Genomic DNA, 20,409 nt, shown 5'->3' with positions numbered 1-20,409 from the left:
AATCGTCGGAGGTGATTGATGGGCAGCCGCATCGGCGAAGAAGTGGACTGCTGGGGACTCTCCCTTCAGGCTGAGCGCGACGCCTCACGTGCCGGTTACTGGTGGCAACTCGTCGGCCCGGGCGACGAGCGCCTCGCTCACCCACGCCCGGAATGAGATCCAAGTGCGTCCGCGATCGGTGCACACCATTGCGCCGCTGCCTCATCGCCGAGCACGTCACTGACCCAGACGTCCGCGACCGCCTCCCACACCTTTGATGGCCGCATCGTCCCTCCAAGCAACCGCGCTATCTCGCCCGGCCAGGCGTGATGGTGCTCGATTTGAACCGCCCTGTCCTTCGCGTCGAGCACTTCGCCGGCGCTCCTGCCCAATCGCTCGCCGACGGAAAGCCAATTGGCTTCAGACAGCCCTAGAATCACTTCTCGCTCTGGAGGGGCCGACCCGGGGAGCACCAAATAATCTTCCCCCTCGGTTTGGTCGGCGTCCACAACGCAGATGGCAGGCCTCGGTAGCTTGTCCTTGGCTGCGATCGGACCCAGCGCCATCACCGTTGAGGCGGGACCTACCCCTGTGATTCGAACTCGCTGCATTGACTCGGGGAGGCCCGCGGCTATGAGCCGTTCGATCAGGTAGGTGGCTGAGTCGTCTTCGCAGTAGATATCGAGTTCGGCGTGGGCTTCGTCATCCATGAGACTCAATGCGAAATCTGGCGTGACTCCGTACAGGATCTGACGCTTCATCTGCCGATCAACGGAGACGAATACTCGCGCGAGTGCAGGCAAACGCTCGAGGATGTACGGGGAGTGCGTCGACAAAACAATCTGTAGCCGCTTCGCCTCCGCGACTCGAAGGAGCTCCGCCATGAGACTGCGTTGCGCCTGTGGGTGCAGTGACGCCTCGACTTCGTCGATTAGTACCAGCGAGTGCTTCGGGGCCTTGGAGATCAGCGCGACCAAGTCCAAGACCGAATCCTCCCCCGCACCTTGGTGGAAGTTTGAGTAGCGAACTCCAGATTGAGTGAGCACCCCCACCTGCTTGTCTTCGGCGCGATCGAAGCTCGCATCTTCATACGTACGCCCGAGCGTCCGGTTAAGTTGCGAGATCTCCGCTTCATCCAGCGATTCAGAGGTTCCCCGGCTAATGACGTCCTGCGCGGTCCTCCCGTACCCGATCTGGGTGTTTGCGGGCTGAATTCTTGACACATCCAGGAAGTACGACGACCGATGCTTGCGTTCGGGTGCCCCGCGCCAGCGAGACGTCGGCTTCCGCACTGTCACAAGTTCGGTGGTCTCGCCTTGCCGCACGGTGTACTTCAAGACGACACCACTCACCTCTTCCCAGGGCGTATTCGGGAAGAAGTCGTCAGGGGAGTACGCGACCGAAGTCGCGGTGCCAGTTGGCGCACGATACGCCGCGGCAGCGGCCTTCAGCACGGTGCTCTTTCCGGCCCCATTTACTCCGGCGATCGCAACGACTGGATACCGGAATTCGACTACTTCGCCGCGCCATCCTCGAAGGCCCGAAATCGCCACCGCGGACAGAAACAATGGCCACCCTCTGCTGTCATGCCGTAGCGCGTCCCACGCACTCGTGAGTTTGGACTCGGTTGGAGCTAGCACGCTGTCAGTTCCCCTGCCTGGTCGGACTTCGTTCACTTCACGTGTGGGACGCGAAGCTAAGCCTGCACGCATGCCACAAGACGCGCCGCGCGCTTCGTAAGTAAGAATAACTCAACTAATGCGGATCTGGCTCTCAGCGCAACGAACGCGGGTGCCCTCGGAGTTCACCAGCCATGTGGCGCGTCAACTATGGCGACTTGACCGCGCCCCTACGGCACCAGCCCCGGCGCATCCGCGTCGCCCGCGGAGTAGCGCAGCGCCACGTCGAGCACCGCCGCGTGCATCGCGTCGATCGAGGCGGCCACGTCGTCGAGTCGCACCGACTCGTCCTTGTGGTGGCTGATGCCCCCGGCGCAGCGCACGAACAGCATCGCCACGTCGGTCAGCTCGCCGACCGCCATCGCGTCGTGGCCGGCCACGCTGAACAGATCCAGCGGCGTCTCGTCGCCGGTCGCACGGATGCCCGCTGCGATCGACTCGCGCAGCGCGGGCGCGCACACCATCTCGGGTGCGGCGTGTGTCGTCTCAATGTCCAGCGCCAGGCTACGGTCCAGCGCGATCTCGCGGATGCGGCGGCGGATCGCCTCCCACGTCGCGTCGCGACCGGCGGCGGTCGCATCGCGCAGGTCGAGACTGAACTCGGCAAGCCCCGGGATGACGTTCACCGCATCCGGTTCGACCGTGATGTGGCCGATCGTCGCCGGGCTGTTGCGATCGCGCGCGATCTGGTCGATCGCGAGAATCATCTCGCTCGCGCCCTGCAGCGCGTCGCGGCGGAGCTCCCACGGGGTGGCGCAGTGCCGCGACTCCCCCACCACGCGGATCAGGCGCCGTTCGGCCGCCGCGATCGAGGTGACGACGCCGAGCGCACGGTCGAGCCGCTCGAGGCTCGGGCCCTGCTCGATGTGCGCCTCCAGGTACGCGACGACATCCTCCGGCTTCCGCGCGGCGCGCGGGATGCGTTCCGGGTCCAGCCCGAAGGCGAGCGCCGCCTCCCCGAGGGTCGTGCCGTTCGCATCCTCGAGTTCGTTCCACTCCGACTTCCAGCCGCCCGCGAAGGCGCGCGAGCCGAGCAGGGTCGCGCCGAAACGCGTGCCCTCCTCATCGGCGAAGGCGACCACCTCGAGCGCGAAGGGCAGGTCGACGTGTTCGAGCCGCTCGGCAACCTCGATCGCGACCAGCACCCCGAGGATGCCGTCGTAGCGCCCCGCCCCCGGCACCGTGTCCAGGTGGGAGCCGAGCACGAGCGCGGGCGTGCCCTCCGGGTCGTCGGATCGGCGACCGCACTGGTTGCCCGCGGAGTCCTGCCAGGAGTGCATGCCGGCCTCGCGCATCCACGAGGCGGCGATCGCGTTGACGCGCGCGTGCTCGGGGCTCAGGTAGACGCGCTCGATGCCGTCCTCCATCGAGGAGTGGCGCGCGAGCTCGTCGGCGCGGTCCAGGACGCGTTGCGCCGCGGGCAGCGAATCGATCGCGGGGGTGCCGTCGAGTCCGAGGGTCACGCGACACCGTCCGTAGAAGACGCGGCGTAGGACTCGAGGGCCGCATCCACGCCGCCACCGACCGGCACCGTGACGCCGCCGCGCCGCAGCAGCTGCTCGAGCGCCGCCAGGGTTGTCAGCACCGTGTCGCGGCGGGCGTTGTAGCCCATCACGCCGATGCGCCACACCTTGCCGTGCAGCGGGCCGAAGCTCGTGCCAATCTCGATGCCGTAGTCGGTGAGCATCGCCGCGCGGCCCGCGTCGCCATCGATCCCCTCGGGGATGTGCACGCCGATCACGTTGTTCATGCGCACGCTCTGGTCGCCGAAGATCTCGAAGCCGAGCCCCGCGAGTCCGTCGGCCATCGCATTGCCGTGCACGCGGTGACGTTCGATCGTCTCGTCGAGTCCCTCCTCCAACAGGATGCGGGCGCACTCGCGCGCGCCGTACAGCATCGAGGTGGCCTCGGTGTGGTGGTTCAGGCGCTTCGGACCCCAGTAATCCAAGATCTGAGCGAGGTCGAGGTAGTTGGAGCGGATCGGGTTCGCCAGCACCGGGTCGCCCTCGGTGCGGATGCCCGCCTCGATCGACTTGCGGGACTCGATGATGGCGCGCGCCGCATCCGAGATCGTGATGGGGGCCGAACCCGAGGGCCCGGCGAGGCACTTCTGCAGACCGGTGCTGACCACATCCACGCCCCACTCGTCGGTGAGGAAGGTGTTGCCGCCGAGGCTTGCGGTGGTGTCGCTGTAGAGCAGCGCGCCGTGCTTGTGGGCGAGCGCGCCGAGCTCGTCGAAGGGCTGCGCGACCGTCGTGGAGGTGTCGCCGTGCACGACCGCGAGTAGCTTCGGCTTCACCTCGATGAGCGCCTTCTCGATCTCGGCGGTGGTGAACACGGTGCCCCACTCGCGCTCGAGCACGTGCACCTCGGCGCCGCAGCGTTCGGCGATCTCACGGAGCAGGTGGCCGAAGCGTCCGAAGATCGGCACGAGCACCTTGTCGCCCGGCTCCAGCAGCGACACCATCGCGGCCTCGATGCCGGCACGGCTCGTGCCGTCGACCAGCAGGGTGGCGTCGTTGGCGGTCGCGAACACGCCGCGAAAGAACTCCTGCGTCTCGGCCATGTAGGCCGTCATCGCCGGGTCGTACTGCCCCACCAGCTGGGCGCTCATCGCGCGCAGCACGCGCGGATCGGCCGTGATGGGGCCGGGGCCCATGAGCAGACGGGCGGGCGGGTTGATCGGCAGGGCAGTGGTCACTGCCCCATCTTAGAAAAGGATTGTTTCGGGGATGTTGATCAGAGCAACATTCGAATCATCCGAACAGGTCGGCGGCCAGCTCGACAAGCGCCAGGTCGCTGCCTCGGGGCCCCACCAGGCACAGACCGAGCGGCGCCGGTCGTCCGGTCGGGCCGGTCGCGCTCAGCACGGGCACGCTGAGCGCGGGGCGCCCCGCGACTCCGGCAACGCTGCACAACCGCAGCGTCGCCCCGCGCACCGTCTCCAGCTCCTCCGGACTCGCCGCCGCAGTCGGGGCGGCCGAGGACGCCGAGGGGAGCAGCAGGATGCGGTCGCCCAGAATCGAATCCAGGCGCTCGCGCGCCACCGCCATCGCCTCGCGCGCCGCGGCCTCGCTCGCCGCACTCATGCTCTCGGCGATCTCGAACCGTTCGCGCACGCCCGGCCCGAGCGCGCCCGGGTTCGCCGCGACCCATTCGCCGTCGCTCTTCCACGCCTCCGCCGGTTGGATCGTGCGGAAGATGGTGAGCAACTCGTCGGGCTCGGGGATCTCGATCTCGGCGGGCGAGAAGCGGGCGACGCTCGCGTCGAAGGCTTCCAGCACCTCGGCGTCGAGGTCGCGCCGCAACGACGGGGCCACCACGAACTCGGGGGCAAGCCGTAGCTCAGTCGCCCCGAGGGTCGCCTCGACCGCGTTGTGCAGGGTGGCCGGGTCGCGGGTGAGCCAACCGACGGTGTCGAAGGTGGGGGCGAGCGGCCAGACGCCATCGAGCGAGACAACGTCGTGAGTGGGGCGCAGGCCCCAGAGCCCCTGGTACGAGGCCGGAACGCGAACCGAGCCGGCGGTGTCGGTGCCAAGGCCGAGGTCGGCCTGGCCGCTCGCGACCGCCGAGGCGGGGCCGCTCGACGAGCCGCCCGGCAGACCGCCCGGCACGGCCGCATTCGGCGGGGTGCCGTAGTGCGCGTTGGCGCCCGCGATCGAGTACGCGAACTCGTCGGTCTGCGCGATGCCGGTCACGTGCGCCCCAGCATTCAGCAACGCCTCCAGCGCGGGAGCGGTGCGCGTGGCCGGTGTCGACGTTTCCAGAAACCGCGGATTCCCGACCCCGACCGCGAAGCCCGTCACCTCGAACATGTCCTTCACGGCAATCCCGACCCCGTCGAGAGCGCCCGCGCCCTGCGGTGCGACGAGCGGCGTGCCGACCGTGCGCCAGATGCGCGCATCGACCGCGGGAGTGGGGGCGCTCACGTGCGCCGCCGACACCACCCAGCCGACCTCGGCATCCCGGCGCCAGAGTTGCGTCTGCAGGCCCCGACCACCGCGCTGTGCGGCCACCTCGGCCACCACGAGCGCGTTGTCGGCATCGACCGGCCGCACGTGCAGGGCCAGCAGCTGGCGTTGCGGCGCCCCGCCGCGGCCACGCCGGAAGCTCGCGATCGCCTCGTGCCCAACGAGCAGCCCGGTGGCGTCGCCGCGCAGCGTGCTCGCCCCGGGCGCGAACGCGGCATCGAGGGCCTCGACGTCGTCCGACATGAGGGCCGTCTCGTAGGCGAGGACGGCATCCACGAGGCCTTCCGGCTCATCAGCGCCCTGCGGGAGGCTCACCGACACAGTCATAGGAAGTCCGCCTTTCGAATGCGGGCGTGCACGCCGGTGACCCGATCCACCACCTGCGAGATGTTGAAGTCGGTCGCCGCGCTGAGGTACGCGAAGGCGTGCTCGGGGTCCATCCCGTGCACCTCGCCGAGCAGATCGATCGCGGCGCGCACCGCCGCGCGGTTCGCCTCGCCGAGGTCGGCATCCATGCCGGTCGGCACCAGGAACTCGGGCGTCTCGATGATCGGGCCGTGACGGCGGGCGACGCGCGCGAACGGATGATCGGCCTGCACCCGGCGGAAGCGCAGCCGCACGCGCAGCGAGGCCTCCATCGCGGTGAGCGCCACCTCGCCGTCACCCTGGGCGAAGTGCGGGTCGCCGACGAAGGCGAGCGCGCCCGCGACCTGCACCGGCAGGTAGAGCGTGCTGCCGACGGTCAGCAGTTTGACGTCGATGTTGCCGCCGTGGCGGCCGGGCGGAACCGAGTGCGGACGGGTGCTTCCGGCGACGGCGACCCCCATGATGCCGAGGAACGGGTCGAGCGGGAAGTGCACGTCGGCCTCGCCGCCCGCAACGCGCGGAACCCAACCCTGGCCGTCGCGTGCGGCGGCGAACACGCTGACGTTCTTGTCGCCGCGGGGGAACTCCCCCGGCAGCGCGCCGCGGCCGTGCCGGTTCGAGATGACGCCGTACGGTACGCGCGGGATCGTCTCGAGCACCTGGATCGCGAGCAGTTCGCCCACCTCCGCGCCGCGCACCTCGATCGGGCCAGTGACGACGTGCGGCCCGTCCTCGGGGCCGCGCTCGCGCGTCGCCACCACGGCGACGGCGTCGTCGAGCACCTGCTCGCGCGGCACCCCGTGGCTGGCGAAGAACGCCGCCGGGTCGGAGCCCTGGTCGTCGAGCAGCCCCTCGTGACTGAGGGTGTCGATCGTCACCTCGTCACCGGAGGCGATCGACAGCACCGGCGCATCCGCCTCACACGGCAGCACACCCCAGAACACCTGCCGCGGATCGGCGGGCAGATACGCCCCGTCCCCGCGCGGCCCGACCCCCGGCTGCAGAATCTCAAACATCAGCCCAGACTACTGCCCGCACTGTGCCGCTTTTCCGGAGTTCTCCACGGCCGCATCCGTGTTTTCGGGATGCGGGGCGGCCCGGGCAACGAAACCTCCGGAGAAACGACACACTGCGAGGCGCTCGGGCGGGGCCTACTCGGGCGGGGTGGCGAACAGCCGGGTCACGTACGGGGTCGCCGGATGCGCGCGCAGCTCCGCGACCGACCCGCGCTGCGTCGCCTCCCCCGCTTCGACCACGATCACCTCGTCGCCGAGCGCCTCCACGTCGGCGCGGGAGTGGGTGACGATGACGGTCGGAATCGGGAGGCCCCGCAGCAGCTCCCCCAGCTCGGTGCGCACCTCGGCGCGCACCTCCACATCAAGCGCCGCCATCGGCTCGTCGAGCAGCAGCAGCCTGGGCTCGGCGGCGAGCGCCCGCGCCAGCGCGACGCGTTGCGCCTGCCCGCCCGAGAGCTCCGCCGGAAGCCGGTCGGCAAGCGCCGTCAGTCCGAAACGCTCCAGCCACGGTTCGGCGGCGGCGCGCCCCGCCGGCCTCCCGCGCTTCACTCGTTCGGCAAAGCCGATGTTGTCGCGCACGGTCAGGTGCCCAAACAGCACGTAGTCCTGAAACACGAGTCCGATGCCGCGACGCTCGGGCGGCAGATCGACCCCGTCGCCCGCGAGCACGCGACCGCCCAGCGCGATGCGCCCGGCGTCGAGCGGATGCGCCCCCGCCAGTACCGCGAGCGTCGTCGACTTGCCGGCGCCGTTCGGTCCGACGAGCGCCACCGGGAGCCCCGGGGTCGCGGTGATTTCCAGACGCAGGTCGACGTCGCCGCGATGCGCCTCGATCCGCGCGACGAGGCCGGGGTCCAGTCCCCCGGCGGGATTGGGCGCGCCGCCGCGTCCGGTGGTGCGGTCGCTCACGCGCGTACCCCCGGCATCCACCGGTCGCGCAGCGCCAGGATCACGGCGAGCGCCACCGCGAGCAGCACGAGCGCGAGCACGATCGCCGCATCCGGGTCGGACTGCAGCGCCAGGTAGCTCGCGATCGGCAGCGTGCGGGTGACGCCCGGCAGGCTGCCGGCGAAGGTGATCGTGGCGCCGAATTCCCCGAGCGCCCGCGCGAAGCACAGGACGGCGCCCGCCGCGACCCCGGGACCGACGAGCGGCAGCGTGACCAGGCGAAACACCTGCGCACGGCTCGCGCCGAGCGTCGCGGCGGCGAGCTCGGTGCGGCGGTCGGCCGAGAGCAGCGCCCCCTCGACCGCGAACACCAAAAACGGCATCGCCACGAAGACCTGCGCGATCACGACGGCGCCCGTCGTGTACGGGATGCCGATGCCCACCTCGGCCAACCACGCCCCGATCACGCCGCGCCGACCGAGCAACAACAGCAGCGCGATGCCGCCGACCACCGGCGGGAGCACCAGCGGGATCGTCACCGCCGCGCGCAGCAGGCGCCGGGGCACCACCGGCCAGGCGTGCGAGCGCGCCAGGACGACGGCGAGCGGTACCCCCAGCGCGAGCGAGACCACCGTCGAGAGCGCCGCGGTGCCAAGCGAAAGTGCGAGGGCCGGGCCGACCACGTCGCCGCCGACGATCTCGGCGACGCGATCCCACGGGGCACGCACGACGAGCGCGACAAGCGGGAGGATCAGCAGCGCCAGCGCGAGCCCGGCGCCCGCGAGGACGACGGCCGGGAGGGCGCGGCGGGCACGCTGCTGCGAGGCGCGGTTACGGGACACCGAAGCCCGCTTCCGCGAGAGCAGCCCGGCCTGCCGCCGAGAGGACGAATGCGACGAAGGCCTGGGCGGCATCCGGATTCGGCGCCTCGGCGAGCGCCGCGATCGGGTAACGGTTGACCACCTGGGATGCCTCCGCGATTTCGATGCCGACGACTGCGGCGTCGGCGGCCCGCACGTCGGTGCGGTAGACGAGTCCGGCATCCGCTTCGCCGAGGAGGACCTTGGTGAGCACCGCCTTCACGTCGGTCTCGAGCGTGTCGGGCGCGGCGGTGACACCCGCGAGGGCGAGCAGTTCGACGCTCGCGGCGCCGCACGGCACCGTCTCGTCGCACAGGGCGATCGCGAGCTCGGGGCGGCCCAGGTCGGCAAGGCCCGCGACCCCACCCGGGTTTCCGGCCGGCACCACGAGTTCGAGCGTATTGGTGGCGAAGACCGTCGCCTCGGGTGCCAGCCCTGCCTCGGCGACGGTCGCCATCGCGGTTTCGTTGGCGGCGGCGAACACGTCGGCTGGGGCCCCCGCGAGGATCTGCTCGGCCAGGGCACCGCTGCCACCGACGCTGACGACCACGTCGACGCCCGGGTGCTCCGCCTCGAACGAGGCCGCCAGGTCGTCGAAGACCTCGGTGAGGGAGGCGGCGGCGAGCACGGTCACGGAGCCGGCGAGCTCTCCGTCGGCGGGGTCGCTCGGGTCGCTCGGCGCGGGCACGGCACAGCCTGACAGCAGCACGCTGCTCGACGCGCACAGTGCCAGGGCGCGGCCGAGTTGGGCCTTGCCGAGTCGCGCACTGGTGAGTCGGGCAGCACCGGATCGGGCACTGCCGGATCGGACAGCACCGGATCGGGCAGCGCCAGATCGGACTGCGCCGCCCCCGGTGCCGCCGACGCCGGCGCCCGGCGCTCGCCTCACGCACGCTCCTCGGGCCGCTCCACCGTCACGACGGTCGCCTTCGCGCTCGCGACCGCGAGCACGCCGACCTCGAGTCCGAGCTCATCGGCGGCCTCGCGGCTCATCAGCGACACGACGCGGAACGGTCCCGCTTGGATGTCGACCTGCGCCATCACGCCGTCGCGCGTCACCGCGGTGACGATGCCGGTGAAGCGGTTGCGGGCCGAGACGCGCGCGGTCGGGAAGGCATCCGCGAGGGGGGACTCGGCGGCGAGTTCGGTCATCAGCGGCGCGAGGTCGACGCCGTCGATCACCTGGCGACCGTTGTCGGCTCGGCGGATCGGCAGTCGGCCGCTCTCGCCCCAGCGGCGCACCGTGTCGTCGCTCACACCGAGCAGTGCTGCCGCCTCGCTCACCCGGAACTCGCTCATCGAACCCCTCGGTGCGGCAGTATCCGCGTTTGCGTCTCCATATCGTGATTCTAGCCGCAGATGCCGTTCATGCCGCGGGTCGCCGGGCGCCCGCGGCCTCGCCCTCCCTCTCCTTCTCGCGCAAAGTCGGAGATTTGGCCGGGCAGGCCACGCCTCGTGGACGAGGCAGCCATTTCTCCGAGGTTGCGCGCCGGGGGCGGGCGCGCCGGGGGCGGGCACGTTGAGGGCGGGCACGCTGAGGGCGGGCACGTCGAAGGCGGGCACGCCGGGCGCGGGCGCGCCGTTCCCCCTCGCCGACCCGGTGCGCTCCCGCGCAACCTGGAAGAATCACCCCATGCCCCTCGACCCCGGCGCGCCGCGCTTCGCCCGCCAACGAGTCCTCGACGGATTCGGCCCGAGCGCGCAGGAACGTCTCGCCGCCGCGCACGTCGTGGTGGTCGGCGCGGGCGGACTCGGCTCGGCCGTGCTGCCCGCGATCGTCGGCGCCGGCGTCGGCACGATCACGATCGTCGACGACGACACCGTCGACGTCAGCAACCTGCACCGCCAGACCCTGCACCGCGCCGCCGATGTGGGGCGGTTGAAGGTCGAGTCGGCGGCCGAGGCGCTGCGGGCGCTGTCGCCCGACACCGTCATCCACCCGGTGGCCGAGCGCTTCACCGGCCGCAACGCGCTCGACCTGCTGCTCGATGCCGACCTGCTCATCGACGGCAGCGACAACGCGCCCACCCGCTACCTCTGCAATGACATCGCGGCGGTGCGCGGCATCCCGCTGGTCTGGGGCTCGGCCGTGCGCTACACCGGCCAGGCCGGGGTCGCCTGGGACGAGCGCGGCGTCGACTACCGCGACCTCTTTCCCGAAGCTCCGGATGCCGAGGATCTCAGCTGCGAACTGGTCGGCGTGCTCCCCCCGGTCTGCACCGTCATCGGCGGAGTGATGGCCGCCGAGGCCATCAAGGTGCTGACCGGCATCGGCGAGCCGCTGCTGGGCCGCGTCGCGATCTTCGACGCCCGCACCGGCGGCATGCGCGAGGTGCGCTACGAGCGGGAGCCGGGCGTCGTGCGTCCCGGCTCGATCGAGGAGCGCACCGCCGAACGCGAGCTCGACGGCTCCACCTCGATCGTCTCGGCCGAGCTGGCCGCCGAACTCGCGAGCGACGCGCCACCGATGCTGATCGACGTGCGTGAACCGCACGAGCACTCCTTCGTCGCGCTGCCGAATTCGACGCTCATCCCGCTGCGCGACATCCTCGCCGGGGTCGACCCGCTCGATCGCGACGCCAACATCGTGCTCTACTGCCACCACGGGGTGCGCTCCGGGCAGGCGCTCGCCTCGATGCAGACACTCGGCTTCACTCGCGTGCGCCACCTCACCGGCGGCATCGACGCCTTCGCCCGCGCCGTCGACCCCGCGATGCCGAGGTACTGAGATGCCGAGGTACTGAGATGGCAGGTCGCTGAGATGGCCGGCACCGCCGCCTTCCGCCGCAGCGTCGAGGAGCACTCCGCCGCGGTGGACGCCCTGCTCGCCGCGCTGCGCGAGCGCACGCGCGAGACCGTTCCGCTCGATGACGCCCTGGATCGCGTGACCGCCCGCGCCGTGACCTCGCCCGTCGCGCTTCCGCTGTTTCGCAACTCGCAGATGGACGGCATCGCCGTCCGCGCCGCCGACCTCGCCGGCGCCAGTGTCGACTCCCCCGTGCTGCTCCCGCTGGTCGGCGAGATCGCGGCCGCCCCCGGCGAGCCCGCTCCGCTCGCCCCCGGCACGGCCGTGCGCATCATGACCGGCGCGCCCGTGCCCGCCGGAGCGGATGCCGTGGTGCGCATCGAAGACACCGACGACCGCGGTGCCGTGCTCGCGGCCCCCACCCCCGGGCTGTATGTGCGGGAGGCCGGCTCCGACCTCGCCGCGGGGGCCGAACTGGTGCCCGCGGGCCGCCTGCTGCGCTCGCGCCACCTCGCCGCACTCGCCGCCGCGGGCCTCACCCACGTCGAGGTGACGACGCCCGTGCGCGTGGCGATCGTTTCGACCGGCAGCGAACTCGTCGCCCCCGGCACTGCGGCGGGGCCCGGCGAACTGTTCGACGCCAACGGGCCGGCGCTCCTCGCCGCCGCCCGCAGCGCCGGAGCCCAGGTCGTCTTCACGGGGCGGGTGCAAGACGACGCCGAAAGCTTCGCGGCCCTGCTCGACGCAGCCGTCGAGGCGGGCGCCGAGCTGATCGTCACCAGCGGCGGCGTCTCGATGGGCGAGCACGAGGTCGTGCGCGAGGTGCTCGAGCCGCGCGGTGCCCTCGTCGGGAGTGTGGCGATGCAGCCCGGCGGGCCGCAGGGTACGGGCGCGTGGGTGGGCATCCCGGTGCTGTGTTTCCCGGGGAACCCGGTCAGCTCGCAGCTGTCGTTCGAGCTGTTCGCGGCGCCCGTCCTGCGCGAGATCGCCGCTCTGCCGCGCGCCGTCCGCCGCCGCGAACCGCTCGCCCACACGCTCGACTCGGTCGCCGGCAAGCGCCAGTTCCTGCGCGGGGTGCGCGGCGAGTCCGGGGTGGCGACGATCGCCGGACCCGGCTCGCACCTGGTCGCGGCCCTCGCGGCCGCCGAGTTGCTCATCGTCGTGCCGGAGGGCGTCACCCACCTGGATGCGGGCGAGATCGTGGAGACTGTCGAACTATGACCAAGCCGAAGCTGACCCACCTCGACGCCGCCGGGCAGGCGCACATGGTCGACGTCGGCGCCAAGCCGATCACCCGCCGCGTCGCGCTCGCGGGGGGACGGCTGCTGACGACGCCCGAGGTGATCGGCCTGATTCAGGGCGAGGGGATGCCGAAGGGCGACGTGCTCGCCACCGCCCGGCTGGCCGGTATCCAGGGCGCCAAGCGCGTGGATGAGCTCATTCCGCTCGCCCACTCGCTCGGACTCGACTCGGTCGATGTCGACTTCGAGCTCGGCGAGAGCGAGATTCAGATTCGCGCCACCGCGGCCGTCACCGGCCGCACCGGCGTCGAGATGGAGGCGCTCACCGCGGTCGCCGTCGCGGGCCTCACCCTGCACGACATGATCAAGGCCGTCGACCCGCTCGCCGAGCTCGGCGAGATCCGTCTGCTCGAGAAGACCGGCGGCAAGCACGGCCACTGGACCCGCGACGCCGCCCACGCCCTCAGCCGGTTGAGTAGCCCGGAGGGCGTATCGAAACCGCTCGGCGCCTCCGCGGGTCTCGATACGCCGACTGCGTCGGCTACTCGACCGACGGCCCTCACCCTCGTCTCCTCCACCCGCGCCGCCGCCGGCACCCGCGACGACACCACCGGCCCCATCATCACCGCCTGGCTCGAGACCCACGGCTTCGCGGCCGTCGCCCCGCGCATCGTCGCTGACGCCGAGCTGCCGACCGCCCTCGCCGAGGCCGTCGCGGAACACCCGGCACTGATCCTCACCACGGGCGGCACCGGCATCTCGCCCACCGACCGCACGCCGGAGGCGACCGCCGCCGTGCTCGACCGCGAACTTCCCGGCATTGCCGAGGCCGTGCGCGCCGCCGGCCGCGCCGCCACCCCGACCGCCGCGCTCAGCCGCGCGCTCGCGGGCGTCGCCGGCTCGACCGTCATCGTGAACCTTCCGGGATCCACGGGCGGCGTGCGCGACGGCCTCGCCGTGCTCGAACCTCTGCTGCCGCACCTGCTCGACCAGCTCGCCGGCGGCGACCATGACTGAGGGCACGCCGGGCTTCGTCGCGCTCGCCCAGGTGACCGAAGAACCCCTCGACCGCGCCCGCATCGAGGATTCGGTGGTGACCGCCGCGGACGGTGCCGTCGTCTGTTTCGCCGGAGTGATCCGCAACCACGACCACGGCGACGGCGTGCGCGCGCTCGACTACCGTGCGCACCCGGAGGCGGAACGCTTCCTGCGCGAGACCTGCGCCGAGATCGCCGCCGAGACGGGCCTGCGGGTCGCGGCCGTGCACCGCATCGGACGGCTCGAAATCGGGGATGCCGCCCTGATCGCCGCGGTCGCCGCACCGCACCGCGCCGAGGCCTTCGAGGCCTGCTCGCGCCTCGTCGACCTGATCAAGCAACGCGTGCCGATCTGGAAGCGTCAGCACCTGGTCGACGGCGTCTCGGAGTGGGTCGGGCTGTAGCGAACCGGCGCGGCGCCCCGAGCACCCGCGCGGCAGAATGGGCGCATGGATCTCGGACTTCAGAATCGTGTCGCCCTCGTCGTCGGCGGAACCGGCCGCATCGGCTCGGCCACCGCGCGCCAGCTCGTCGCCGAAGGGGCGACCGTGGTGCTCGCGGCCCGCGACGCGGGGAAGCTCTCCGCTCTCGCCACCGAGCTCGGCGTCGACTCGGTCGTGCTCGACGCGGGCGACGACGCCTCCGTCGCGAACGCGATCGACGAGGTGCTCGCCCGCCACGGCCGCATCGACGTCGCCGTGCTGACGGCCGCGCCACCCGCCGCCACCCTCGACGCCGCGCGCGACCTGGAGGCCGCCCACCTGCTGGACGCCATCAGCGGCAAGTCGATCGGATTCCTCCGCGTCGCCACCGCGCTCCTGCCCCACATGACGGCCGCGGGCTACGGCCGGATCGTGGGGGTAAGCGGCCAGATCGCGCGCATGACGACGACGCTCGCGGGCGCGGTGCGCAACCGCACCCTGAACACCATCGCCAAGACGCTCGCGGATTCGGCGGCCGGCACCGGCGTGACCGTCAACGTCGTGAACCCCGGCCCGGTGCTCGACGAGACCGCGCATCCGGCGCCCGAGCGCGGACGCCCCGGCGAGTCCAGCTACGCCGACGTCGCCGCCCTGATCGTCTTTCTCACCTCACAGGCCGCCGGCAGCATCTCGGGCGAAGAGATCGCCGCCGGGCACAAGCTGCTCGGCGTGGAGAGTTAGGCGCGCCTACCCGCCCGCGAACGGCGGCAACACGTCGACCGCGTCGCCGAGCGCACGGGCGTCGTCACGTGACACGACCCCGTCGACGAGGAACGACCCGGCCGTCATGACCCGATCCATTTCGGCGCCGTAGCGCTCGCGCAGTGCGGCGCGCAGGTGCCCGACGGTGGCCGCGACCGGCAACCTCAGCGTCTCGTCTTCGCGACCGGCGACGTCAGCGGCCGCCGCGAAATAGCGCACGGCAATCGAACGCACGGCAGTCATCCGCCGATCGCCCCCATGGATCGCACCGGGCGCGCGAAGTCCGCCGCATCAATGCCGTGCCCGGCCTGCTTGCCCCACATCGCAGCGCGCCAGCGGTCGGCGAGTTCGGCGTCGCTCGCGCCTCCGCGCAGCAGCCCGCGCAGGTCGGTCTCGTCGTCGCCGAACAGGCACGAGCGCACCGTGCCCTCCGCGGTCAGCCGGGTGCGGTCGCACGCGGCGCAGAAGGGCCGCGTGACCGAGGCGATGATGCCGACGGTGGCGGGGCCGTCATCCACCTGCCACTCTTCGGCGGGGGCGGACGGGTCCTCGCGGCCGATCTCGGTGAGCCGGAACCGGGCGCCGAGTACCTCCAGCAGTTCGGCGGCGGGCACCATGTTGGCCCGCTGCCAGGCCTCGTCGGCGTCGAGCGGCATCTGCTCGATGAAGCGCAGGCGGGCGCCGTGGTCGATCGCCCAGGCCAGCAACTCGGGGGCGTCGCCGAGCGTCTCGCGCATGAGCACCGCATTGACCTTGATCGGGCCGAGCCCCGCCTCGTGAGCGGCGGCGATGCCGCGCAACACGGCCGGCAGCCGGTCGCGGCGGGTCAGCCGTTCGAAGTGGGCGCGGTCGATCGTATCGAGCGAGACGTTCAGCCGGTCGAGGCCGGCGTCACGCAGCGCGATCGCGCGTTTGTCGAGCCCGATCGCGTTCGTCGTCATCGCGAGCGACGCCTCGGGGGCAGCCTCGCGAGAGAGCGCGATGATCTCGACCAGGTCGGCGCGGGTCAACGGCTCGCCGCCGGTGAACCGCACGTCGCGCACGCCCAGATCGCGCGCCGCGATGCCCACCAGCCGGGCGATCTCGGGGGCGCTCAGCAACTCGTCCTTCGGGATCACCGGCAGCCCCTCGGCGGGCATGCAGTAGGTGCAGCGCAGCGAGCACGCCGACGTGATCGAAACCCGCAGATCGTGGGCGACGCGTCCGAAGCGGTCGATCAGGGCATCCGTCTGGGGGCGGCCGTCGGTGGCGGGCGCGCCGCTCGGATCGCGGCGCACCGCCGGCATCCCGAGGCCCAGAGAAGTCATGCCACCAGCCTAGGGTCGCCACTCGTGACGCCGCTCGCCACGCGGTCTACTCTGAACCCAGGTTCGCTCATGTTCGGGAGGATGCGCATGTCGTTCATCACACGAGGCTTCACCGGTCGCGGCGGCGACCGCGACCCCCGACTCCCACCCGGGCAGACGCTCGTCGAAGACTGGCCGGTCCTGTCGGCGGGCGCCACCCCGCAGCTCGAAACCGAGGACTGGACGTTCACGATCGCCGACGAGACCGGCGCGAAGCACGTCTGGAACTGGGATGAGATGCTCGCGCTCGGCGTCGAAGACATCCAGACCGACATCCACTGCGTCACGCACTGGACGAAGCTCGACATGGCGTGGCGGGGTGTGAGTCTCGACAAGTTCTTCGAGAACGTCGAGTCGAGCTACGACTACGTGATGGCCCACAGCTACGGCGGCTACACCACCAACATCCCGCTCGATGAGCTGCTCGACGGGCAGGCCTGGATCGCGACCGAGGCCGAAGGCGAGCCGTTGAGCCCCGAGCACGGCGGCCCCGCGCGCCTGCTCGTGCCCGCCCTGTACTTCTGGAAGAGCGCCAAGTGGATCCGCGGGCTCGTGATGATGTCGCGCGACGATCCCGGCTTCTGGGAACAGAACGGATACCACCTGCACGGCGACCCGTGGCAGGAAGAGCGCTACTGGTGACCCGCCGATGAAGGTCGTCGACCGGATCGCCGTGCACCGTGCGGCCTGGCACCTGGCGACGGTGGCCGAGACGTCGCCCGAGACGCCCAACTCGCGCCGGCTGGTGCTCGACGTGCCCACCTGGCCGGGCAACGACGCGGGAGCCCACCTCGACATCCGGCTGACGGCGCCCGACGGGTATCAGGCCTCGCGGGCGTACTCGATCGCCTCGGCGGGCGAGTCGACACGGCTCACGCTCGTCGTCGATCGGCTCGAGTACGGCGAGGTGTCGCCGTTCCTGGTCGACGAGCTGCGGGTCGGCGACCAGCTCGAAGTGCACGGGCCCTTGGGGCGGTTCTTCCTCTGGCATCCGCCCACCGAGGGCGACGGCGCGCAGCTGCCCCCGGTGCAGCTGATCGGCGCGGGTTCGGGCATCGTGCCGCTGTATGCGATGGCGGCCGCACACGCCGAGGCGGGCGACATGACTCGGTTCCGACTGCTGTACTCGGTGCGCGACCCCGAGCACGTGTTCTTCCGTCACGAGCTGGCGGAGGCCGCCCGCCGCTGCCCCGGACCGCTCGAGGTCGACTACCTGTACACGCGTGAGGCGCCTTCGGGCTGGCCGGTCGCCCCCGCGCGGATCACGCGTGAGACGCTCGCTGAGCACAGCATCCCGCCGGATGAGAAGCCGCGCATCTACCTCTGCGGCCCCACGCCCTTCGTCGAAATGATCTCCATGTGGCTGGTCGAGGCGGGCCACGACCCCGCCCAGATCCGCGCCGAGCGCTTCGGCGGCGCCTAAGTCATTGTGTGCGCGCGGGATGCATCCCGGGCGGCGGCGCGTGCCGCGCGCGGCACGCGCTTGCGGCGCGCGGTACGCGGTACGCGCGTTCGTATGCACCAGCCCTCGCCGAGGACCCCGGGTGCCGCGGGTCGGAGCTGGTTGCGTTGCGGCGCACCGTCTGCCGCCGCCTCGCCCGCGGAGGCATCCGCCACGTTCTCGCCTGCTGCGATGTCGTCCGCCTCAGGTCAGGCGGGAAACGCCCCAACGGACGCCCAAAAGACGGAAGGGAGTGCCGCGCGCGGCACTCCCTTACGTCAGGGATGCATCCCTGGCGCCAAAAACTAGCGGGCGGCGGAGCCGTCGGTGTAGTCGGCGTCCTGCTGCTTCCAGGCGAAGAGGGCGCGGAGGTCCTTGCCGGTCTTCTCGATCGGGTGCTGGGCACCCTTCTCACGGAGCGCCATGAACTCGGGGCCACCGGCGTCCTGGTCGTCGATGAAGCGCTTCGCGAAGGCACCCGACTGGATGTCGGCGAGAACGGCCTGCATGTTCTCCTTGACGCTCGGGTCGATGACGCGCGGGCCCGAAACGTAGTCACCGTACTCGGCCGTGTCGGAGACCGACCAGCGCTGCTTGGCGATGCCGCCCTCCCACATCAGGTCGACGATGAGCTTCAGCTCGTGAAGCACCTCGAAGTACGCGATCTCGGGCTGGTAGCCCGCCTCGACGAGGGTCTCGAAGCCGTACATGACCAGCTGCGAGGTGCCACCGCAGAGCACGGCCTGCTCGCCGAACAGGTCCGACTCGGTCTCTTCGGTGAAGGTCGTCTTGATGACGCCGGCACGAGTGCCGCCGATCGCCTTCGCGTACGACTTGGCCAGGTCCCAGGCCGAACCCGAGGCGTCGTTCTCGACGGCGATGATGTCCGGGATGCCACGGCCGGCAACGTACTCGCGACGCACCGTGTGACCTGGGGCCTTCGGGGCGACGAGGATGACGTCGACGTCGGAGGGCGCCTCGATGTAGCCGAAACGGATGTTGAAGCCGTGCGCGAAGGCGAGGGTCTTGCCGGCGGTCAGCTTGTCCTTGATGCTGTCGTTGTAGATCGTGCGCTGGTGCTGGTCCGGCGCGAGGATCATGATGACGTCGGCCCACTCGGCGGCGTCGGCGACGCTCAGCACCTCGAAGCCCTCTTCGGTGGCCTTGGGGGCCGACTTGGAGCCGTCCTTCAGACCGATCTTGACCTCGACGCCCGAGTCGCGGAGGTTCATCGCGTGCGCGTGACCCTGCGATCCGTAGCCGACGATCGCAACCTTCTTGCCCTGGATGAGGGAGAGGTCGGCATCCTTGTCGTAGTAGAGCTCTGCCATGAGTGAGTTTCTCTTTCTTCTTCTGGAGGGTTGGGGCCCGCACTGCCGGCCAATCACAACCCGACTGCTGCGGATGCTGGTTTCGATACGCGGCTCGCGCCGCTACTCAACCAGCGGGGTTTTCAGTTTTTGAGGACGCGTTCGCTGATGCTCTTCGCACCGCGACCGATCGCCAGGAGGCCCGACTGCGCGAGTTCCTTGATCCCGTAAGGCTCGAGCACGCGCAGGAAGGCCTGCACCTTGCCCGAGTCACCCGTGACCTCGATAACGAGCGCATCCGGCGCCACGTCGACGACGCGCGCGCGGAACAGGTTCACCGCCTCGAGGATCTGCGAGCGGGTGGTGTTGTCGACGCGCACCTTGATCAGCAGGTGCTCGCGCTCGACCGCCTGGGTCGGGTCGAGTTCGACGATCTTCACCACATTGATGAGCTTGTTCAGCTGCTTGGTGACCTGCTCCAGCGGGAGGGCGTCCACATCCACCACGACGGTGATGCGACTGAGACCTTCGAGCTCGGAGTGGCCGACCGCGAGCGACTCGATGTTGAAGCCGCGGCGGGCGAACAGCCCCGCGACGCGGGTCAGGAGTCCGGGCTTGTCTTCGACAAGCAGGGAGAGCACGTGTCTCGACATGGCCTACTCCTCCTCCCACTCGGGGGCGTGATCTCGGGCGTACTGCACTTGCGAGTTGCCGACGCCTTGCGGCACCATCGGCCACACCATCGCGTCGCGGCTGACCACGAAGTCGATGACGACGGGCCGGTCGTTGGTCTCGATCGCGAGCTTGATCGCCGCATCCACCTCTTCGGGCTTCGTCACGCGGATGCCCAGGGCACCATACGCTTCCGCCAGCTTCACGAAGTCGGGCACCATGCGCGTCTGCTCGGTGGCCGAGGTGGAGCCCGTGTTGAGGTCGGTGAACGAGTGGCGGCCGTCGTAGAACAGCGTCTGCCACTGGCGCACCATGCCGAGGCTCGAGTTGTTGATGATCGCGACCTTGATCGGGATGTCGTTGATGGTGCAGGTGGCGAGCTCCTGATTGGTCATCTGGAAGCATCCGTCGCCGTCGATCGCCCACACCAGACGGTCGGGCTGGGCCACCTTGGCGCCCATCGCGGCCGGCACCGAGTAGCCCATCGTTCCGGCGCCGCCGGAGTTCAGCCACGACATGGGGCGCTCGTATTTGATGAACTGCGCGGCCCACATCTGGTGCTGGCCGACGCCCGCGGCGTAGACCGCTTCGGGGCCGGAGAGTTCGCCGATGCGCTGGATGATGGCCTGCGGGGCGAGCAGCCCGTCGTCGGGGTCGTCGACGAAACCGAGCG

The 20,409-nt window shown here is 70.9% G+C and carries 21 protein-coding genes and 1 pseudogene; 7 read left to right on the top strand and 15 right to left on the bottom strand.

What is annotated here, in order from left to right; all coding sequences use genetic code 11:
- Positions 1-137: 137 nt before the first annotated feature.
- The 10 genes and pseudogenes from QZ258_RS10620 to QZ258_RS10580 form a co-directional block, all read right to left on the bottom strand.
- On the bottom strand, positions 138-1,433 hold the full coding sequence (locus QZ258_RS10620; RefSeq protein WP_294181350.1) for an ATP-dependent endonuclease: 1,296 nt from the start codon (positions 1,431-1,433) through the stop codon (positions 138-140).
- Positions 1,434-1,691 (bottom strand): annotated as a pseudogene (locus tag QZ258_RS12415) (ATP-binding protein); the annotation flags it as partial.
- 137 nt (positions 1,692-1,828) lie between these two features.
- Positions 1,829-3,121 (bottom strand): allantoate amidohydrolase, encoded by a 1,293-nt coding sequence (locus QZ258_RS10615; RefSeq protein WP_294181345.1) that lies wholly within the window; start codon positions 3,119-3,121, stop codon positions 1,829-1,831.
- A complete protein-coding gene (locus tag QZ258_RS10610) occupies positions 3,118-4,359 on the bottom strand; it encodes an alanine--glyoxylate aminotransferase family protein (protein ID WP_363182256.1) in 1,242 nt (413 codons plus the stop codon). Before QZ258_RS10610 ends, QZ258_RS10615 begins: the two co-directional genes overlap by 4 nt.
- A 55-nt stretch (positions 4,360-4,414) precedes the next feature.
- Entirely contained in the window at positions 4,415-5,956 is a 1,542-nt protein-coding gene (locus QZ258_RS10605; protein WP_294181343.1) for an AtzH-like domain-containing protein, read from the bottom strand.
- Positions 5,953-7,011 (bottom strand): acetamidase/formamidase family protein, encoded by a 1,059-nt coding sequence (locus QZ258_RS10600; RefSeq protein WP_294181342.1) that lies wholly within the window; start codon positions 7,009-7,011, stop codon positions 5,953-5,955. Before QZ258_RS10600 ends, QZ258_RS10605 begins: the two co-directional genes overlap by 4 nt.
- 135 nt (positions 7,012-7,146) lie before the next feature.
- The gene (locus QZ258_RS10595; RefSeq protein WP_294181341.1) at positions 7,147-7,920 is read right to left on the bottom strand and encodes a sulfate/molybdate ABC transporter ATP-binding protein; all 774 of its coding nucleotides are present in this window, start codon (positions 7,918-7,920) and stop codon (positions 7,147-7,149) included.
- The gene (gene modB / locus QZ258_RS10590; protein ID WP_294181339.1) at positions 7,917-8,741 is read right to left on the bottom strand and encodes a molybdate ABC transporter permease subunit; all 825 of its coding nucleotides are present in this window, start codon (positions 8,739-8,741) and stop codon (positions 7,917-7,919) included. Before modB ends, QZ258_RS10595 begins: the two co-directional genes overlap by 4 nt.
- On the bottom strand, positions 8,731-9,447 hold the full coding sequence (modA, locus tag QZ258_RS10585) for a molybdate ABC transporter substrate-binding protein (protein WP_294181338.1): 717 nt from the start codon (positions 9,445-9,447) through the stop codon (positions 8,731-8,733). The genes modB and modA overlap by 11 nt, the downstream gene beginning before the upstream one ends.
- A 197-nt stretch (positions 9,448-9,644) precedes the next feature.
- Positions 9,645-10,058 carry a molybdopterin-binding protein gene (locus QZ258_RS10580; RefSeq protein ID WP_294181337.1) on the bottom strand — a complete coding sequence of 138 codons (414 nt, stop codon included), beginning with the start codon at positions 10,056-10,058 and terminating at the stop codon, positions 9,645-9,647.
- A gap of 334 nt (positions 10,059-10,392) precedes the next feature.
- Here QZ258_RS10580 and QZ258_RS10575 point away from each other — a divergent pair, with 334 nt between their 5' ends.
- The 5 genes from QZ258_RS10575 to QZ258_RS10555 are packed head-to-tail and all read left to right on the top strand — an operon-like array spanning position 10,393 to position 14,946.
- Entirely contained in the window at positions 10,393-11,487 is a 1,095-nt protein-coding gene (locus QZ258_RS10575) for a ThiF family adenylyltransferase (RefSeq protein ID WP_294181336.1), read from the top strand.
- 33 nt (positions 11,488-11,520) lie between these two features.
- Entirely contained in the window at positions 11,521-12,726 is a 1,206-nt protein-coding gene (gene glp / locus QZ258_RS10570) for a gephyrin-like molybdotransferase Glp (protein ID WP_294181335.1), read from the top strand.
- Entirely contained in the window at positions 12,723-13,763 is a 1,041-nt protein-coding gene (gene moaCB / locus QZ258_RS10565; RefSeq protein WP_294181332.1) for a bifunctional molybdenum cofactor biosynthesis protein MoaC/MoaB, read from the top strand. The genes glp and moaCB overlap by 4 nt, the downstream gene beginning before the upstream one ends.
- On the top strand, positions 13,756-14,187 hold the full coding sequence (locus tag QZ258_RS10560; protein WP_294181330.1) for a molybdenum cofactor biosynthesis protein MoaE: 432 nt from the start codon (positions 13,756-13,758) through the stop codon (positions 14,185-14,187). Before moaCB ends, QZ258_RS10560 begins: the two co-directional genes overlap by 8 nt.
- A 45-nt stretch (positions 14,188-14,232) precedes the next feature.
- The gene (locus tag QZ258_RS10555; protein WP_294181328.1) at positions 14,233-14,946 is read left to right on the top strand and encodes an SDR family NAD(P)-dependent oxidoreductase; all 714 of its coding nucleotides are present in this window, start codon (positions 14,233-14,235) and stop codon (positions 14,944-14,946) included.
- 6 nt (positions 14,947-14,952) lie between these two features.
- Here QZ258_RS10555 and QZ258_RS10550 read toward each other — a convergent pair whose 3' ends face one another.
- Positions 14,953-15,210, bottom strand: coding sequence for a MoaD/ThiS family protein (locus QZ258_RS10550; protein WP_363182254.1), 258 nt, complete (start codon positions 15,208-15,210; stop codon positions 14,953-14,955).
- Complete coding sequence (gene moaA, locus QZ258_RS10545; protein WP_294181326.1) at positions 15,207-16,274, bottom strand: GTP 3',8-cyclase MoaA; 1,068 nt, start codon at positions 16,272-16,274, stop codon at positions 15,207-15,209. Before moaA ends, QZ258_RS10550 begins: the two co-directional genes overlap by 4 nt.
- Before the next feature lie 87 nt (positions 16,275-16,361).
- Between moaA and QZ258_RS10540 the strand changes: the two genes are divergently transcribed.
- Together QZ258_RS10540 and QZ258_RS10535 are read left to right on the top strand one after the other, a co-directional pair.
- The gene (locus QZ258_RS10540) at positions 16,362-16,955 is read left to right on the top strand and encodes a molybdopterin-dependent oxidoreductase (RefSeq protein ID WP_294181324.1); all 594 of its coding nucleotides are present in this window, start codon (positions 16,362-16,364) and stop codon (positions 16,953-16,955) included.
- Between the two features lie 7 nt (positions 16,956-16,962).
- Positions 16,963-17,736, top strand: a complete 774-nt coding sequence (locus QZ258_RS10535) for an FAD-binding oxidoreductase (RefSeq protein ID WP_294181322.1) — start codon at positions 16,963-16,965, stop codon at positions 17,734-17,736.
- Positions 17,737-18,059: 323 nt separating this feature from the next.
- On the opposite strand, the gene ilvC is transcribed toward QZ258_RS10535, so the two are convergent.
- The 3 genes from ilvC to QZ258_RS10520 form a co-directional block, all read right to left on the bottom strand.
- Positions 18,060-19,085, bottom strand: a complete 1,026-nt coding sequence (gene ilvC, locus QZ258_RS10530) for a ketol-acid reductoisomerase (RefSeq protein WP_294181320.1) — start codon at positions 19,083-19,085, stop codon at positions 18,060-18,062.
- A 122-nt stretch (positions 19,086-19,207) separates the two neighbouring features.
- Complete coding sequence (gene ilvN, locus QZ258_RS10525; RefSeq protein WP_294181318.1) at positions 19,208-19,717, bottom strand: acetolactate synthase small subunit; 510 nt, start codon at positions 19,715-19,717, stop codon at positions 19,208-19,210.
- A gap of 3 nt (positions 19,718-19,720) precedes the next feature.
- A partial coding sequence (locus QZ258_RS10520; protein ID WP_294181316.1) for a thiamine pyrophosphate-dependent enzyme occupies positions 19,721-20,409 on the bottom strand: 689 nt, incomplete at its 5' end.

The organism is uncultured Schumannella sp. (assembly GCF_905479755.1).
GTDB lineage: Bacteria > Actinomycetota > Actinomycetes > Actinomycetales > Microbacteriaceae > DCRR01.
The sequence above is the reverse complement of the archived record's forward strand: the minus strand, read 5'-3'. Positions and strand labels throughout refer to the sequence as shown.

Coding starts and splice junctions, on each gene's coding strand:
- glp (WP_294181335.1), top strand. CDS start 11,521: ATGGCCGGCACCGCCGCCTTCCGCCGCAGCGTCGAGGAGCACTCCGCC.
- QZ258_RS10550 (WP_363182254.1), bottom strand. CDS start 15,210: ATGACTGCCGTGCGTTCGATTGCCGTGCGCTATTTCGCGGCGGCCGCT.
- QZ258_RS10540 (WP_294181324.1), top strand. CDS start 16,362: ATGTCGTTCATCACACGAGGCTTCACCGGTCGCGGCGGCGACCGCGAC.
- ilvC (WP_294181320.1), bottom strand. CDS start 19,085: ATGGCAGAGCTCTACTACGACAAGGATGCCGACCTCTCCCTCATCCAG.
- QZ258_RS10560 (WP_294181330.1), top strand. CDS start 13,756: ATGACTGAGGGCACGCCGGGCTTCGTCGCGCTCGCCCAGGTGACCGAA.
- QZ258_RS10600 (WP_294181342.1), bottom strand. CDS start 7,011: ATGTTTGAGATTCTGCAGCCGGGGGTCGGGCCGCGCGGGGACGGGGCG.
- moaCB (WP_294181332.1), top strand. CDS start 12,723: ATGACCAAGCCGAAGCTGACCCACCTCGACGCCGCCGGGCAGGCGCAC.
- QZ258_RS10605 (WP_294181343.1), bottom strand. CDS start 5,956: ATGACTGTGTCGGTGAGCCTCCCGCAGGGCGCTGATGAGCCGGAAGGC.
- QZ258_RS10580 (WP_294181337.1), bottom strand. CDS start 10,058: ATGAGCGAGTTCCGGGTGAGCGAGGCGGCAGCACTGCTCGGTGTGAGC.
- QZ258_RS10555 (WP_294181328.1), top strand. CDS start 14,233: ATGGATCTCGGACTTCAGAATCGTGTCGCCCTCGTCGTCGGCGGAACC.
- ilvN (WP_294181318.1), bottom strand. CDS start 19,717: ATGTCGAGACACGTGCTCTCCCTGCTTGTCGAAGACAAGCCCGGACTC.
- moaA (WP_294181326.1), bottom strand. CDS start 16,274: ATGACTTCTCTGGGCCTCGGGATGCCGGCGGTGCGCCGCGATCCGAGC.
- QZ258_RS10575 (WP_294181336.1), top strand. CDS start 10,393: ATGCCCCTCGACCCCGGCGCGCCGCGCTTCGCCCGCCAACGAGTCCTC.
- QZ258_RS10535 (WP_294181322.1), top strand. CDS start 16,963: ATGAAGGTCGTCGACCGGATCGCCGTGCACCGTGCGGCCTGGCACCTG.